The 17540-nt window shown below is 37.8% G+C and carries 16 protein-coding genes; 4 read left to right on the plus strand and 12 right to left on the minus strand.

The features are described from left to right. The first annotated feature begins 5 nt into the window (after positions 1-5). The 4 genes from CLFS41_RS28295 to CLFS41_RS28315 all read left to right on the plus strand — a co-directional run bounded on the left by CLFS41_RS28295 (position 6) and on the right by CLFS41_RS28315 (position 5022). Positions 6-1760 carry a glycosyltransferase family 2 protein gene (locus tag CLFS41_RS28295; protein WP_045094270.1) on the plus strand — a complete coding sequence of 585 codons (1755 nt, stop codon included), beginning with the start codon at positions 6-8 and terminating at the stop codon, positions 1758-1760. Positions 1761-2323: 563 nt separating this feature from the next. Further along, the gene (locus tag CLFS41_RS28305; protein ID WP_045094272.1) at positions 2324-2746 is read left to right on the plus strand and encodes a hypothetical protein; all 423 of its coding nucleotides are present in this window, start codon (positions 2324-2326) and stop codon (positions 2744-2746) included. Positions 2747-2795: 49 nt separating this feature from the next. Continuing rightward, the gene (tnpB, locus tag CLFS41_RS28310; RefSeq protein WP_161797518.1) at positions 2796-3083 is read left to right on the plus strand and encodes an IS66 family insertion sequence element accessory protein TnpB; all 288 of its coding nucleotides are present in this window, start codon (positions 2796-2798) and stop codon (positions 3081-3083) included. A gap of 289 nt (positions 3084-3372) precedes the next feature. Further along, entirely contained in the window at positions 3373-5022 is a 1650-nt protein-coding gene (locus CLFS41_RS28315; protein ID WP_082082717.1) for an IS66 family transposase, read from the plus strand. Between the two features lie 1159 nt (positions 5023-6181). Here CLFS41_RS28315 and CLFS41_RS28325 read toward each other — a convergent pair. Genes CLFS41_RS28325 through CLFS41_RS28380 form a run of 12 tightly spaced genes read right to left on the minus strand, consistent with a single transcriptional unit; the run spans position 6182 to position 17390 of the window. After that, positions 6182-6901 (minus strand): WbqC family protein, encoded by a 720-nt coding sequence (locus CLFS41_RS28325; protein ID WP_045094274.1) that lies wholly within the window; start codon positions 6899-6901, stop codon positions 6182-6184. Positions 6902-6910: 9 nt separating this feature from the next. Continuing rightward, positions 6911-7150, minus strand: coding sequence for an acyl carrier protein (locus CLFS41_RS28330; RefSeq protein ID WP_045094275.1), 240 nt, complete (start codon positions 7148-7150; stop codon positions 6911-6913). Then, a complete protein-coding gene (locus CLFS41_RS28335; protein ID WP_045094276.1) occupies positions 7134-7706 on the minus strand; it encodes a GNAT family protein in 573 nt (190 codons plus the stop codon). The genes CLFS41_RS28330 and CLFS41_RS28335 overlap by 17 nt, the downstream gene beginning before the upstream one ends. Continuing rightward, complete coding sequence (locus CLFS41_RS28340) at positions 7696-8679, minus strand: hypothetical protein (RefSeq protein WP_045094277.1); 984 nt, start codon at positions 8677-8679, stop codon at positions 7696-7698. The genes CLFS41_RS28335 and CLFS41_RS28340 overlap by 11 nt, the downstream gene beginning before the upstream one ends. Continuing rightward, positions 8672-10531: a TDP-N-acetylfucosamine:lipid II N-acetylfucosaminyltransferase gene (locus tag CLFS41_RS28345; protein ID WP_045094278.1), complete on the minus strand. Its 1860-nt coding sequence runs from the start codon at positions 10529-10531 to the stop codon at positions 8672-8674. Before CLFS41_RS28345 ends, CLFS41_RS28340 begins: the two co-directional genes overlap by 8 nt. A 15-nt stretch (positions 10532-10546) precedes the next feature. Next, positions 10547-11515, minus strand: a complete 969-nt coding sequence (locus CLFS41_RS29230) for a glycosyltransferase (RefSeq protein ID WP_052665921.1) — start codon at positions 11513-11515, stop codon at positions 10547-10549. Beyond that, a complete protein-coding gene (locus CLFS41_RS28355) occupies positions 11515-12264 on the minus strand; it encodes an ABC transporter ATP-binding protein (RefSeq protein WP_045094279.1) in 750 nt (249 codons plus the stop codon). Before CLFS41_RS28355 ends, CLFS41_RS29230 begins: the two co-directional genes overlap by 1 nt. A gap of 11 nt (positions 12265-12275) precedes the next feature. Then, a complete protein-coding gene (locus tag CLFS41_RS28360) occupies positions 12276-13064 on the minus strand; it encodes an ABC transporter permease (protein WP_045094280.1) in 789 nt (262 codons plus the stop codon). Positions 13065-13088: 24 nt separating this feature from the next. Further along, positions 13089-14492 carry an AMP-binding protein gene (locus CLFS41_RS28365; protein ID WP_045094281.1) on the minus strand — a complete coding sequence of 468 codons (1404 nt, stop codon included), beginning with the start codon at positions 14490-14492 and terminating at the stop codon, positions 13089-13091. A gap of 15 nt (positions 14493-14507) precedes the next feature. After that, positions 14508-15248 carry an SDR family oxidoreductase gene (locus tag CLFS41_RS28370; RefSeq protein WP_045094282.1) on the minus strand — a complete coding sequence of 247 codons (741 nt, stop codon included), beginning with the start codon at positions 15246-15248 and terminating at the stop codon, positions 14508-14510. Continuing rightward, a complete protein-coding gene (locus tag CLFS41_RS28375; RefSeq protein ID WP_045094283.1) occupies positions 15248-16363 on the minus strand; it encodes a DegT/DnrJ/EryC1/StrS family aminotransferase in 1116 nt (371 codons plus the stop codon). The genes CLFS41_RS28370 and CLFS41_RS28375 overlap by 1 nt, the downstream gene beginning before the upstream one ends. A 28-nt stretch (positions 16364-16391) precedes the next feature. After that, positions 16392-17390, minus strand: coding sequence for a glycosyltransferase family 2 protein (locus CLFS41_RS28380; protein WP_045094284.1), 999 nt, complete (start codon positions 17388-17390; stop codon positions 16392-16394). Positions 17391-17540 lie beyond the last annotated feature (150 nt).

Below are 17540 nucleotides of genomic sequence, written 5' to 3' on the forward strand. Positions count from 1 at the left end.
TAAAAATGAACGAAACAGTACCCTTCATTTCTATTGTTGTACCTGTTTATAACAGAGAAGAACTATTGCCTCGCTGTCTAGATACACTTGTTTATCAAACTTTGCAAGATATAGAAATTATTATTGTGGATGATTTTTCAACAGATCATTCCATGGAGATATCCCGTAAGTATCAAGACTTATTTTCAGAGAAGGTGTTCGTCTATTCTAATGACGAAAAAGGGGTAGCAAACGCAAAAAACAAAGGTATTTCAATGGCACATGGAAAATATGTTACTTTTGTAGACTCCGATGATTTCGTAGAATACTGGGCTTATGATATGTTATATTCATATGCAGAATTCGGAGGGTATTCCATTGTCTGCACACCGTATATTCAGATAACAGAAACTGGAAATCAAATTATTAGGGGAAATTTACCGGATGGAAGTGTTACCTGTGACGAACTTTTTAATACCGAGGTCTTCAGCCTTTGTACAAAGCTTTTTCGCCGAGATCTTTTTAATACATATGGATATCTACCGAAATTGAAGATTGGAGAAGATGTTGCGTTTCTATATCCCCTTTTGACTTATGTAGAGAAAATTGGTTGTATTTCTACGCCGTATTACTATTATCAACTTTCTGAGAACTCTGTGACAAAAAAATGCTTTAATTTAGAAATTGCTATGGATATTATAAAAGGAAACGAAATTATCTTAACTAAAAGCAATCCTTCTCACTATGATATGATAAAAAGTGTTGTGATCAAAAGAACTCTAAGCCTAATGGGAAGGTTTTGGCCTGCACAGGACTTGTTTGTTGAATACTTGCAAACACAGTTAAGAGACTCGGCCGATTCTATAGGCAGTCAAATGACCGATGATATTGTTATGGATGTCATAGGTATGTCAGACATTAGTATACCACCTATTGTATATGTCAATGCAATTGGATGTAAAATTGATCAAAGTTATATGGAGAGATTAAAGCAAACAGTCTTCAGAAATAGAAAATCTATTGAAATACATGTTATTGATGAATTCAGTTGCCAAAAAAGCGGCTTAGATAATGTACGAAAAGCTTGTGCTGATGGACAATATTTATATGCTTCGGAATTACAGGCATTAAATTATATATACACTACTGGCGGTATTTATATAAGAGCGGGTATGGTTATCAACTGTCCTCTTGATTTTCTAAAGTATGATGGTTGTTTTTTCTGTCGAGAAACATTTAAAGAATTTAGTTCAAAAATATGGGGCTGTATGCCTAAACATCCTATTATACAAAAAATACTTGGTACCTATGATAAGTCATTGTTGTATAAAGCACCGTTTACAGATTTAAGCCAACGAATTAAAACTATATTACTATATGAAACAGGATGCCACTTAAATGATTTAGGGAAACAGGTTTTTAAGTATTATAATATAACTATATATCCCCCGACTATGTTTCTCATAAATTATGAACCTTACATAAATGCGGCAATATATACTCCTTGTTTTTATAATGGCACAATTAATGCCGATAAAATAAGACAGGATGTGATAACTTATCATATTAATAGATCTATAACTCGAGCAGTAGCCCCGAAAAACAGAAGAATTGCATACTTAACAGAAGGAAATAACAAAAGAATTAATTATATTGTAAAAGTAGAAAAGGAGCGCGATGATTTATTAAAACAAATTGCTTATTATGAGCATTCTAAAAGCTGGGTATTAACAAAACCACTACGAAGAATTTTAAAATTCATAAATAAATCCAGGAAATAGGTTCATTTAAATCATTGTAAAATAAACATGTCAAGGAGTGCATCATGAAAGAATTAGAATACCCATTTGATAGTGACTATCTTCTAAAAAAAAGAAATCTTTAAAACAAAAGTTATTAGAAAATAGCGATAGAAATATAGTCAAACGTATCGCTATCCTAAGTGGTTCCACTACCCATAATATAAAAGAGATCTTGGAACTGTTTCTCTTAAACTATGATATCACACCAATATTTTACGAGTCTGAATATAATCAGTATTGGCAAGATATTATGTTTCAAAATAAAGAGCTAAAGAACTTTGTTCCAGATATTATTTATATTCATACAACTAATAAAAATATAATCAAATATCCCCAAATTGGTGATAGTGATAAAACTATTGATGAAAAACTCGAAGAAAATTATACTTATTTCGTAACCGCCAAATGTTAGGGTGGCTGGCGCTTCGCCACCAAATACCTCATAATGGTAGATAGTTAGATGCAAGCACTTCACTCTGGAATAGGATACATTTCATTGATAGGTGCAAGCATTTCACTATACATTTATGGAGGTATCGAACATGTTCAGTTACAATGCCAGAGTCCCGGCTGATCAGCAGTTCCAACTGATTATGGAATGCAGGAACAGTGGCCTCTCCGATTATCAGTGGTGCAAGGAGCATGGGATTCATCCAGGAACCTTTTACAACTGGGTCAGCAGACTAAGGAAGAAGACCTGCTGTGAAATCCCAGAATCAATTTCAAAAGCGGAGCCTTCACCGGCTCCGGTTCAGGAAGTGGTCCGCTTAAATTTTAATTCAAAAGCAGAGAATCCTGAGTCGATGCTTCTATGCCAACCAGCGCCTGCGAGTCCAACTGGAATGGCAGATATTTCTGCCAGGATAGAAATATCTCTGGACAATGTCACAATCCGTATCGCCAATGGAACCGACCCTTCTATCCTGGATCGGGTTCTGAGCCTTGTGAAAGGCACCGTGTGTTAGGCGATATCTCCGTGGCGGACAACATCTATATCGTATGTGGACAACAGACATGCGTAAATCGATTGATGGTCTCTGCAGCATTGTCCGGGACAAGCTTTCCATGGATCCGGATCAGTCATCACTGTTCCTTTTCTGTGATAAACGGTGTGACCGGATCAAGGTCCTGCTCCATGAATCGGATGGATATGTGCTCCTTTACAAGAGACTGAGTGTCGCACAGGGTCGATATCGTTGGCCACGGAAACGTTCAGAAGTTCAAGCGATTACCTGGCGGCAGCTGGACTGGCTGCTAAACGGACTGGATATTGAACAGCCAAAGGCGATCCGGACCAGCTGAAAAATCCATGGTGAAATCGATGAATTTTTCCGGTGACATTTTTGATGAAAACGTGGATAACTCTTTCTCTTTTTATCCAGGACGGGATAACTCATGCGTGATTTCTATTTCATTGCTTTTCATTGTATTATGAGACTGCCATAACAGAAAACGTCTCAGTTTATCCAGCTTAAGGCTGCAATCCGCGTTGGTTATCCATCGTTATTATGACGAACTCCCAGCCGTGACGAATTCGCTTTTTTCATCGATTTCTGGTAAAACCAGTAACGAAACAAAGGAGCGAAGGACCATGGCAGCCAGTGCAAAGGACATCCAGTTCAAGGAATTGAAGGATACGATCTCACAACTGAATACAACCATCCGTACCCAGAATGATCTGATCCTATCCCTGCAAAAGATGCTGGAAGAACGCAATGCAAAGGACGATGAAAAAGACCGGATCATTTCAAATATACAGGCACAGCTTGAATATTTCAAGCAGAAGCTGTTTGGCAGTTCCAGTGAACGGCGCAGTGACATGCCCGGTCAGATGAATCTTTTCTCCCGCCCTGATTCCGAGGAAGAACCGATTCCGGAGTTCATTGAACCGGAATTTATCGAAATGAAAGCCGGCAAACGAGGACGTAAGCCCAAAGCGAACTATGACCAGATGTTCGCAAATCTGCCAATCCACTATGAAGAGGTGGATACACTGACAGACGAAGAAAAACAGTGCCCTGCCTGTGGAACCATGATGGTTCCGATCGGTCATGAAGAAATCAGGACAGAGCTGCGCTACACCAAAGCAAAGCTGGAACGTATTGTGTACGTTGCAGCCACTTATGGGTGCCCTGTCTGCAAGGATACGGAAGATCCACAGTTTATCAAGGATGAAGGAACCCCGGCCCTGATACCCGGTGGTTATGCCTCCTCATCCCTTGTGTCGCACATCATGTATGAAAAGTACGCAGATGCGCTTCCGCTGTATCGACAGGAAAAAGGATTTGAACTCCTTGGAGTCAGCATCAGCAGAACGACCATGGCGGGTTGGATCATCACCTGTTCCCGGAATTATCTGAACCCCGTGTATGACTACTTTCACCGTGAACTGCTGAAACGGCATTTCCTGATGGCAGATGAAACGCCCATCCAGGTCTTAAAAGAACCTGGCCGGAGACCGCAGAGTAAGTCCTATGTCTGGCTGATGCGTTCCGGGGAAGACAGGCTGCCGCCTATCGTCCTGTACCATTATTCAGAGACGCGTGCCGGAGAACATGCCGCCAGCTTTTTGAAAGGAATCGCGGATGGTGCTTATATCATGGTGGATGGTTACAGTGGTTATAACAAGCTGAAAAATGTCCGAAGATGCTGTTGCTATGCCCATATCTGGAGATATCTGATTGAATCCATTCCAAACGGGCATGATAAGGACTACAGCCATCCAGCAGTTCAAGGAGTTCTGTATTGTAACAAGCTGTTTGAGTATGAACGCAGCTACAAGGAAAAGGAACTGTCTTATATGCAGGTTTACAAACGGCGCCAGAAGGACCAAAAGCCGGTCGTGGAAGGTTTCACGCGCTGGCTGGATGCGCAGCACCTGGAAAAGGGAAGCCGCATGGAGCGGGCCGTGACTTATATCCGAAATCGAAAAGACACGCTGATGACATATCTCGAAGATGGCCGATGCAGCCTGAGCAATAATCCATCGGAGAATTCAATCCGACCACTAACCCTGGGCCGCAAAAACTGGCTGTTCAGCGACAGCCAGGATGGTGCGAATGCGAGTATGGTAGTTTATACCATGGTAGAGATGGCAAAAGCGAATGGACTGCACCCATACAATTATCTGCAATACCTGCTTGACAGCCGCCCTGGCAAAGATACTACCGATGCAGAGATCCAGGATCTCGCACCGTGGAGTGAAAAAGCCAGGATAGAATGTAACAAGAAATCAGAGTAAAACGCTCGCAACCCTGACATCACATGTTGGTGCCAGGGTAGATGTGTTGGGATACCCTAACACTTGGCGTTTACCCTTTAAATGGCTCAATCAAAAAATTTGTATATTTTCTAAAATATTTTGAACTACAAATGTGTACAAACAAAATGCAGCCTATACATGTAATCATGCATTTAAAAATATTATCTATTTTATAAATTGTTGCGCGAGACACTACATAGAACATTATAGGCATGCAAAATGTTTGAAAACAGAATGGATATATTGTATATTGCCCCGCTTTAGTAAAAAAGTGGTAATTACTAGGAACAAGCGAGAAAAATGCCAATGAATAAATACAGCCACAGAAAATTACTAACGCTCGGATTACCCAAGGTGTTATATGTAGCATTTCATAATCAGAGTACTGGATTTCCATACTAAATAGACCTGTTTGGAGAACATCATTATATTTGTAGCATGTAAAAAATAATATGTAAAATAAAAAAATTGAAATTACCCTACAAATATTCTTTTTTAAAAGAGTTCTTATTTTCTCTACATCGACCAGTGTGCCAAGTAAAAAATAAATAAAAAAAGGCGTTATTTTACTCAACCACATGAATTTAATGGGATATCCATATCCGCAGATAAGCGCAAGTACAACTGCTGTAAGCACTAATAACTTTTTATTATTTATATACATGCAGACACAATAATATACAAATAAGGCTAAAAGATACCACAGTGCATAGTACGGCTGCAGAACATGAAAATAGTGATACTGTATAATTCCGCTGACTTTTTCTATGCCAAGTGCCTCAAATATTAAAAACATAATAAAATTACATATGATATATGGAACTAAAATGCGTTTGCTTACTTTCTTTATATCATGTTGCTTAATTCCTTTTTGGGCGTACATTCCTGTGATTATCAGAAAGGCTGGCATATGAAAAACAGAAATAACATTTCTGAAGTAATGCCAATACCAGTATCGCCCTTCCAACGGAATTCCAAGGTGTCCTATTATCACTAAGATTATTAGAAAATAGCGAATATTATCTGCCCATGGATTCCGTTGTATACATTTTAAGGGCGATTTATAATTTGGACTATTTATAACTTTATTAGATATATTCATATTATTTAATTCCATGGACCTGTAGAATATCCAAAACTACTTTTTAATAATCGTATAGTCATCTAGCATTTCATTTATCTTTTCGGGTGGATTAAACATCATCACATCCAAAATAGACAGGCTTTCAAAAAATTGAGGTTTTTTTTGGTTATAAGGCTGTTGATTTACTTTTAGAAAACTCAATTCTATTCCATTAGAGTCGAACTTCTTTTGATCAAATATATCAATTCCCCCCGGCGGATTAATATATTCATCTGCACCTAAGGCAATCGAGATATTCAGGGCCCATTCACCAGGATCATGTACAGGCAAAATTTCCAAGTTCATATTTGAATAAACTTCATAGTCAAAGGGAATCCCTAAATATGTACATACCTGGTTTAGTGTATAGGCATTTAAGGACACAATATCTGAAAAATTATGCTTTAATGCATTTTCCACCATGGCATAAACAATTTTAAAGTAGGGGGCCCGTTTCTTGTATGAAGCGGTTAGCTGCCCTAAGATACGGTTCTGATAACCAGAAGCATCATTTATTAATATGTCTTTTATAATCGTCTCGCGGCTATGTTTCTGAAGAGGCACCGTAAAGTACATGGTTTCCGGACGAGACGGATGTATGATTTGATTCCGGTTAATCCATCCATGTTCAATGTATTGAATAGTATCAAAAATAATCCATCGGTCGGTATGTTTAATCAAAGAAAAATATCCCAAATATGGATAAAAATAAGGCTGCATAATACCTAATTTCATGTAATCCTCCTAAAAGCAAATATCATACTTTTTTAATATTTCGAGGCCCTTATCATAAGATGAGAAACCTATAATGTCATCTGTATCAAACATTATGTCGAAGGTATCCTCTATTTCGGCAATTAATTGCATATGCGCAACTGAATCCCATTTGTCAACGTTTAGGATTGAAAAATCCCCATTCAGATCCTCTGTTTTTGCTGAGAATACTTTCTCAAAAATGGCATTATAATCATCTAGTTTTTTCATTAAATCTTTCCTCCCTATATTTTTTGTAAATCTCATCAAAATCTTTTTTTATCACAGAGTTTGGAATTAAATTGTGATAGCGTCCATTTTTAAATACACGGTCGCGTAAGATTCCTTCTTCTTTAAGCCCACACCGTTTTGCAAGCTTTCTGGAGAGATAATTGTACTCCAGCACTGTTCCATAAACGCAATTAAGATTCAGCTCATTAAACGCATAATTTAGGAATCCCATCATTGCATCCCAGATATCGTGTTCCACACGTTGTTCTTTTGTTGCTTTAGTTTTTTGAGCTAGTTCAGCAGAGCGGTTTTTCCAGTCAATGTCTGTCAACATTATGCAGCCAATCGTAGATCCCCCCTTGATTTGAATCATCAAACGTAATTCGGCCTGTTGATCATAGGACTCAAACCAGCGTTTCTGCCGATCATAGGATACCGGAAAACAGCTTCCTCCAGTCATCTTTTCTATTCCAGGATCATTCATCATTTCCTGAAGAAAGGGTAAATCTGTTTCTTCAATTGCGCGAAGAATAACAGTACCATTATCAATTACCATTCTTATCACCTGCTTTCTCTAAAATTTTGTCTAGTACGGTTAACATATAATTCATGTCATTAACGGTATAACGCTGGTCTATTGGAAGGAGCACAATATTTTGCGCTAAATAATACTCATATGAATCAGCGGAACAATCATGTAAGACATTGGGCCACAATGTGGGAACATAAATCCGTTTTGTGACTAAATCTCTCTTAATCTGTTCGCCACGGTCAGTGAGATACGGATACATGTACAGTCCGCCTTTGTTATATATATTTAATTTATTTCGAAGAGCCAGGGCTCTGTGAAGGGTGTCAAAATTGGTTGAGCGCTTTTTGACAATTTTGTCATAATCAAATGATCTTAAAATATTCTGAGTTAGCGTAGACATTTTTTTGATATCTTCATGTTCAAAACTTTTATCTACTTTGCAAAACTCCGGATAAAAATCAGAAGCATCTTTTTCAAATCTCCCTAGCAGATGAAGCATTCTATGATAAGAAGCGTCATTTGGCAACTCATCATATTGCATGGAGGGTATCGTCAAATGTAGATATGCGCCATCAGCTACCCCAAAGTATTTACGACAGGTATAGACTGTATCAATGCCGGGACTGGGATGTTGAAAAAACGATTGCGTATTGTCAACGATAATGTTTTTGTGTATTTTTTGAAGTTGTCTTAGTTGCGCGTTGTTGAATTGCCCAAAGTAATTAACAACCAATAATACTTCATCTTGGGAGAGCGGGCCATGAAAATCCGGGGCTAATGTATCAGTTATATCGTAATAATCATATTTAATATGGCTTTGTTCAAGCCTGTTACGAATGCTACAGCAAAGATATCTGGGGAGCCATACTTTTTGGTATCGTTTTTCTTTGATGGTAAAAAGTATGGCATTCCTAACGGTATTGAAGCGCAGTAAATTGGTATAGTATTCGCGTCCTTCATAACGTTCAAAATCAAGATATCCACCAATTTCAGTCATTTAATCCACCTCTTTCAGGTTGTAAATAATTAGCTTCTAAGCAGTTGGTTATATGGCTTCCATTAGGGACAATGCTTCCGGCAGGAATTGTTATTCCATCATCAATCACTACATTGCAGCCGATACGGCAGTAGATGTCAATATTGCAGAAATTTCCTATTTTTGTATGATCGCCAATGTAAGAACGGTTGATATAGACGAAATCACCAAGTTCTGTTCCAACATCAACAAATGTATGAGGACCTATAATACAGCCTTCACCTCTCGTAGCAAAGTCGCTTACAGATGAGCTGGGATGAATAACCTCGCTAAATAAAGATTGATTTAATTCAGTATCAGTACTGCTATGTAAATATCTCTGTTTAAAATACACTACTGCTTTCTGGCGGATATTAGGATCTTCAATAGCGCACAGCAATGTATCGAAAGGTTCTCTATGCCATTCATTCCATTTGCCAATGACATCGTAATCCTTTGATGTATTGTTTAAACTTTCAATATGTTCATCTAAAAAACCTTTTATAAACCAAGTGGTTTTGCGTTTGTTGCAATCCAACATCCATTGCGCAATTCTTATTCCCATCGTGTCAGCTCCAATGATTACAGCATCTGGTATCTTTGCTGTGTTGAGCCCTCCCCAACTGAAGTAGCGCATAATGTTTAAGTAGTTTGATTTATAATACGGAGTTTTTGCGACAGTATCCTTTTGTGTTTCTTCTATTCCCGAAAAAGCAGTTGTATAATGAAGCCTGCAACCACAGATTTCTTCAATACCATCTTTCCATTTTTTGATTGAATACTGTGGATGGTAATTTTTCCTTATCCAATCAATGGCATTTGTATTGCTAGAGCGCTCGATAAATTTTGAGTAGGGAATCGTCCCAATTTCTTTTGTATTAAAAACCTCAATTTCCTTTTCTTTAAAATAAGAGTAAAGGGGACCATCAGGTGTCAAATAAACTTTATTACCCATATAGAGTAATTTTAGTATATTGCCCAGTGCGTTTTGTCTTTCTGCATTGAATATAGCGATATCCATATTCCATAAGAATTCTGTATAGCTCGATTGAGGCATAAGGCGCCAAAGCATATAGGCTTTATTAGGAAAATGATCTTCCACATATTCGGTGATGTTTCTTCCATACTGTTTGTTGCTTGTATGCCAGTCATTTCCATAACTCATAGGAAGAAAAAGACGCATATTTTCTTGCGCATAGGGAAGCAGCATTTCAAGTATTTCCAAATGATTATTAAAGGTATGAGCATTATGCGCAACCTGTACGAATGTTAGGCCATTTTTACGCGAATTCCAATTGCGGTATACATCCATTGCTGCAAAGGACTCCTCGCTAATCGGGTATGGAATTACATAGCAAGGAACTTTGGACGGAAAAATTTTTTTATAATATAATTTGTCTGGTTCAAGTAGAGCAATTACAGCCTTCAAATGGCAGCGGCAATAATAATTTAATGCATTGATTACCTTATGTCGCAGCCCTTTATCAGTGCGCTTCCAATTATACAGGTCTATTCCCCAAGCGACCCATACAGACTTTTTTAAAAATTTTGGATTGCCAAACAAAAAAAGCATGAATCTGCCAGGATAAATAAAACCGTGCCAAAATACCAGGTCCGCCTGATTTAAGGCAGTATATAAATGTTTCATTTTTTCCCATTTGCTATTTCCGCTCATTTGCTGGACATTATCATAACCAAACAAATCAAGTTCGCTTTCTGGGCATTCATTGATAAAATAGAAATGGTGCTCGTCTTTATCAAAATTTTTACGCAGCATCCGAATATAGGTATCCATCATCCGTCTGCTTGGCGGAATTATATGAAGGAATTTCATGATAAATCTCCTTGCCTAAAAATGATATCTTTTGTGTAGCTTCAGTTTGGATATGAGGTTAGACGGGAGTTTTAGCAGCCCCCCAATTGGGTGTGCTAAATTTCCCCAAACATAACAAATTGCTCTCATTTCATCTATCCTTGGATGTCTAACAAACTTTATAATGGATTCAAGAAATATAATTTGTTTCCTAGATTCAAACTGTATATTTAGATTCAGTTCAGTTGCTGCATACTCTTCTAGTTTGCTTAGAAAGTCCACATCATCGGCTATTTGTCTTGAATTGTTGCGGTATATCTGCGTTGTAATATTAGCAGCATTTTTACGCATAGCTTTTCTATAACAACTCATATTTCTATCCATACAATAAAAATCCCCCTTGCTCAGAAATATCAGCATTAGCGTTCGGTCTGCTATCAGTGGGTGTGCTTTGTAGCAAATCGAGTAATCACGATCAGGTCGCAAAAAAATATTTCTTCGCACAAAGGTAGAGGGTTGCCCGGGCATTAGAATACCATCAAAATCGTTTAGAGAAAAAGTGTTTTTCTGTACAACCCAGGATAATTCCTGATTCTTGAGAGGATGATTATTTTCGTCTACTATAGTGAATTTATGCGTACATCCAACATAAGCAGGATGACTTTCTAAGAAGTCCACCTGTTGTTGCAACTTTTGGAGATCAGTCCAGTAATCATCACCTTCTAGAGTTGCAAGATATTTTCCTCTGGCATTTGTGAGAAGATTATATGCATTGCGTGTTGCTCCTAGATTCTGAGGTGACAAAAATAACCGAATACAGTCGGGATACCGCGACTTATATTCCTGTAGAAGTGTTCTTGTTCCATCTGTCGAGAAATCATCTCCGATTAATACTTCAAATGAATACTCTGTCTGTTGGGCAAAAATGCTATCTAATGCTGTCTGAATGTATTTTTCATGATTATACGTTGGTACAATAACGCTAATCATAGTATTGGTAGTCATCACTGATTCTCCAGTCTGTTAATGTAGGCATTACATACTTCTTCAGCAGCTCCTTGCATTACAGTCTCTCCTTTATCCAACCACAATGCATGAGTACATAAGCCACGAACTTCATCAATTGAATGTGAAACAAAGAGAAGAGTGGTTCCGCTACTTAACATACTCTCCATTCGCTGTTGGCATTTTTTACGAAATTGATAATCTCCAACAGCCAGAATCTCATCAACTATCAAAATGTCAGGTTTTACAACTGTTGCTATAGAAAAACCTAAGCGTGCTCTCATACCAGACGAATAGTTTTTGATAGGAGAGTCCAAAAATTTTTCCAATCCAGCGAACTCTACAATTTCGTCAAAATGTTGTTCCATAAACTTTCGTGAATAGCCAAGGACACAGCCATTTAAGTATATATTTTCACGAGCAGATAAGTTTCCATCAAAACCAGCCCCCAACTCTATCAAAGGTGCTATGCTCCCGTTTACTATAATATTTCCTTTATAAGGCTTCAAAATGCCGCTAATTGCTTTTAATAGAGTAGATTTTCCAGAACCATTGGTCCCCACAATTCCCCATGCTTCACCCTGACGTATACGAAGGGATACATCGCGCAGCGCAAGAAATTCCTGAAACATTAATTCCTTTTTAACAAGTTTGATTACATATTCCTTTAAATTGTCTACTTTTTGATTTGCCAAATTAAAACGTATTGTTACATGGTTGACATCAATTGCCATTTTATCGGTATTCATAATTTTTTCCTTTAAATGTAGAGAATAAAACGATCCTGGTTGCGCAAAAAGCTCCATATTCCAATAATGAGCATAAGAATCGCAGTTGTGCATCCGGCTAAAATAATAACGTGTCCGGGCATCCTACCGTAATAAATGACATCGCGGAATTGTCCAATATAAAAATACATCGGATTTAAGTGCTTAACGACCCATTGCATTTCCTCAGAGAGCATTTCAATCGGATAAAATATAGGGGTCATATATAGCCACGCCGTGGTAACAGCATTGTATATATATTGAATATCTCGAAAAAACACATTTGCCTGAGCCAAAAACATCCCTAATCCCAAACAAAAAACATAAAGCTGGAGCAGCACGAAAGGGAATAACAGGTTATACAGGCTGAAATGTGCCCCTGTAGCCAGCATAACAATAATCAACGCACCTAAAGAAAAAACCAAATCCACGAGTCCGCTTGTGACTTTTGCAAACGTAAAAATGTACTTCGGCACATACGTTTTTTTTAATAGAGAACCGTTCGCATTAATTGAACTTAGAGCTTGATGCGTTGATTGGTTCATAAAGTTAAAGAGGATCTGCCCGGTGAAAAGATATACAGGAAAATTTTCAATATTCCTTCTAAACATGGTTGAGAATACAATAGCCATTACAATCATAACCAGTAATGGATTTAGTACACTCCATAAATATCCTAGGAAACTTCGGCGATACTTTAATTTCAGATCCCGTGTGATTAATTCATGAACCAGATCCTTATAGTGGACAAGGTTTAAAAACCTTCTTTTCCATATTTCCATATCATATGACTCCTAACTGCCCTTCTAAAGCATGGTCTCAAGTACCTTATACTGTGTTTTTCCAGTATCATTTTTGGGAATACTGTCCAGCGTTCTAACATCAAATGCTGAATAATGGAGGTGCGTTTTCTCAGCCAAGAAATTTATAATTTCTTGTTCTTGGTGTTGTTCTGTTGTAAAAACTGTAAGCTTTTTGTCCGTTCCAACACATGCGCATTCGATATGGTATCCATCTTTGATGAGTCGTTCTGTTTCATCCAGGCTAATCCTGTATCCAAATATCTTTAGAAAGCGTTTTTTTCTTCCTACAATAAAGTAACAGCCATCCTCATCAAAATAGGCTAAATCACCAGTTTGATACACACCCTGGCGTTCATCACCTTTCATTAAGTCCTGGCCAGATTCCGCATATCCTAAAGTTACATTTGGACCCTTGAAAACAATTTCCCCAATGACATGTCGATCAGTTATTAAATTGCCCTCATCATCAATTAGATCAAAGCTGCAATTTGGCAATGGGCGTCCAATGCTGCCACATTTCGTCATTGCCATCTCTGCCGGCAAATATGCCATTCGAGACGTTGTTTCTGTAGATCCATAGGTGGCAATAAACCTTCTGTTGGTATTAACAGCATATTCTGCGCACTTCTTAAATAATTGATCTGGAAGACGGCCGCCGCCTTGATTAAGTACTTTAAAGGAGGGAAGGTCCATACGGAAAAAGCGAAGGCGATCCAGCAGCTCAATACTATATGGTACACAGGTCATACTTGTTGCATGATTCTCTTTAAAGAAATTCCAAAATTCTTTTTGAACTATATTGTCAGTAGTTAACAGTACTGTCGCACCGCTTAAGAGATGACTGGTGGCTACATTTAAACCTTGTGTAAACTGAAGTGGTAGAGATTCCATCCCTACTTCTTCTTCATCCAGTTCAAATACGCGAGCTACATTTTGGGCATTTTCAATAACGTTAAGATAAGAGTGCCGTACATACTTTGCGCTTCCGGTACTACCAGATGTTGTCAAGAGAAGAGCAAGGTCATCATAAAGGGGATAGGGTTTTAAATCGGTTTTCCACAATGTGTACCCCAGTTTATGATACACAGCTGAATACTCAAAACAGAGTGATGTTTCATTGGGAACCCATAAATACTCTGGACGGTATGACTGCACAAGTTTTTTTAAAAGATCAGAATCCATGTGGGCGCTTACCATTAAAGGGACAACACGGTTAGTTAAACTGGAAACATATGCTGCAAGGGGTGCTGCACTATTCTCACATAAAATAAAAATTAGTGTTCGTTTGTTGATATTGGAAAAAAAATCATTAGAGAACGTACTGAGTTCCCCATACGTCATCATTACACCGTGATTATCAATAATTGCAATATGATCTTGTTTCTTTTGATCCAGATTTAAAAACATTTTTATTTCCCTTTCTTATATAATGGAGGCTCCGTCTACTCCTAATATTTGACCGGTTACATATTCAGAAAGATTTGAAGCGAAAAAAAGACAAGCATTGGCGATATCCTTTGGTTCGGCAACCCGTCCCATTCCAATATTGGAAATTCTCTTTTCGAGAAATGAGGAAGCAGTCTCATGCATCAGGTCTGTTTTTGTCAGTCCAGGGGCAATAGAATTGACTCTGATTTGATATGGGGCCAATTCTTTAGCTGCTGATTTTGTCAACGCAATGACAGCTCCTTTAGTAGCCGAATACGCCATTTGCCCGGCATCACCTTTTACGCCGACAATAGAAGAAATATTAATGATGCTACCTGCTTTTTGCCGTATCATAAGTCTTGATACTAACTGAATATTTTCAATAACCGCAAAAACATTTGTTTCAAACATTTGTCTGACATGATCCTGGGAAATCATACCGATTGCTTCGTTATAGGCTATTGCAGCATTATTCACCCATACATCAATTCGCCCATGTTCTCTCTTTATTCTTAAAAGGGCATCTTTAACTGCTTGTGAATCACAAATATCTAATACAATAGGGCGTATATTTACACTCATACTACTTGGTAGTTCATTTATCCATGTATCAAGTGCTCCTATAGTTCGTATATTGGCATAAACGATTGCATTGTTTGCTACAAATTCTTTGACAATTTCACGGCCGATTCCCCTGGAAGCTCCGCTTACAAAACAGATTTTCCCCTTTAGCATTAGCGCTCCTTTATTGTATTTAGAATAATTTCACAGATCTCATCAACGGTATCTAACGGTAGATGTGCATACAAAGGAAGTGTCAGTACAGAGTCTGCCACATGACTGGCGACCGGATAGTTCGTATTCTGGTATTCTTCACGATAGCAACCACAGTCAGTGATGAGAGGATAAAAATATTTACGACTGAATATCTCATGCTTCTTTAACGCTGCACTTATATCATCCCTGGATACTCCAAGTATGGAACTTTCAAAAACAACTGGAAAGTAAGCATAATTTGATAGAACGCCATCTTGCGGAGACATAAGTGTCACTCCATCTATACCACTTAGATTTTTTCTATAGTGTTCAACGACATGTTTACGTAAGGTAATTTCATCGTTCAGGTGCCGGAGGTTGCAGAGCCCCATCGCAGCCTGGAATTCACTCATTTTTGCATTTGCACCCACCAAATCAATGCGGCCATCTGTATTAATACCAAAGTTTTTTATTTCGTATAAAGTGTTGAACAGTTCCGGATCAGCAGTTGCCACGGCACCGCCTTCTATTGTATGAAAAACTTTGGTTGCATGGAAACTAAACATTGAAGCATCTCCAAATGACGCAACATTTTTTCCGTGGTAGCTCTCATAAAATGCATGAGCTGCATCATAAATCACTTTTAAATTATGACGCTCAGCTATCTCCTGTATTTTGTCTACCTCGCAGATATTTCCATAGACATGTACTGGAACGATTGCGGATGTTTTATCTGTTATAAGATCCTCAATTTTCTCAGCATCAATCGTGTATGTATCTGGAGCAATATCACAGAAAATAGGTTTTAAGCCGTTTTTTTTGATTGCATGAGTGGTAGACACAAATGTATATGGAGTTGTAATTACTTCTCCCTTCAAGTTCATCGAATTTAAACACAATTCCAATGCCAAATGCCCATTTGTAAATAGCGATACATATGGAACATTAAAAACTGATCTAAGCTTTTCCTCTAACGCATTATGCTTTTCACCCATATTGGTCAACCATCTGTTGTCCCAAATACTGCGTATTTCATCTATGTATTCCTCAAAGGGGGGCATAGAAGACTGGGTGACTAGTATTTTTTCCTGCATGTATAAATTACCTCCTCACCAAAGCCGATTAAATATTATTTTTTATTCTTAAGATATATGATGCAATTGGATAAAGCCTATATCCGCTAAAACGCAAAAGCCAGACAAAGCGGTTTTGCATAGCTGAGTAAATACCTGGATAATCAGAATACAATTTTTGGTCCAACTCTCGTATCTTTTTCCTATACACGGTAGAGGCCGGATAACTCAAATATATTTTCACCTGACTGCTGACCATACGGGCAATGCCACGTTCCAAATATTTTAAAATAGGCTGAGGATCCTGAGATTTCCGCATTTCATAAAAATGAATAAGCTGATTCAATACATGTTCATGCTGCTCACAGCGATCCTGCATTTTATAGATATTTACGCTTTGTTCTGATAATCCGACCCGATATCGATACACACACTCTTCGAGAAATGTAACAGTTTTTACATATGGAATCGGATAGATAATATATTCCGTATCAACATAAAAACAGTTTTCATCCAAGCAAACATGATATTCCTGGAGGAGTTGGGTCCGTATTGTCATTGAATGCATTTTAATGTAAAGGTCATTGCATATATATATAAATTTATACTCTTTCCCATACTCAACACCACGAAAAGGCTGATCAATCTCCTTTTTCATCTTATTGGTCCCATCAAAAACCCAATAATAGTTGCTTGCCACGATATCCGAATTACTATTGCTTAGCGTACAAATAAGTTTCTTTAGACCAGCTGGATCTAGCCAGTCATCACCATCTACAACTTTAAAATATTTCCCTTTTGCCTCTGAAATCCCAAGATTTACAGCAGATCCATGCCCACCATTTTTTTTTGAAATCAATCGATAGACTGAAGGATAACGATCAACATATTCTTGGGCAATTTGTGCAGAGGAATCGAGAGTTCCGTCATTAATAATCAGCACTTCCAATACTTCAATTCCATCATCAATCAAAAATGAATCTAAGCATTGACGAATATAGTGTTCTACATTATACATAGGAACCGCGATAGTTAAGATTTTTTCCATAAATAGGTAAAAACCTCCTCTAAAATGTTAAGATATTAAAAAAGCAGGCAGTTAGCCGGCATATACGTTAAATGTTTAATTTGCGAAGGCAACACTTTGGGATAAAATGTTGCATTCCGTATTTATAATAAAACAGTCGCAATATAGTCG

Origin of the sequence: Clostridium sp. FS41 (genome assembly GCF_000954015.1) — a bacterium.
GTDB classification, from domain to species: domain Bacteria; phylum Bacillota; class Clostridia; order Lachnospirales; family Lachnospiraceae; genus Enterocloster; species Enterocloster citroniae.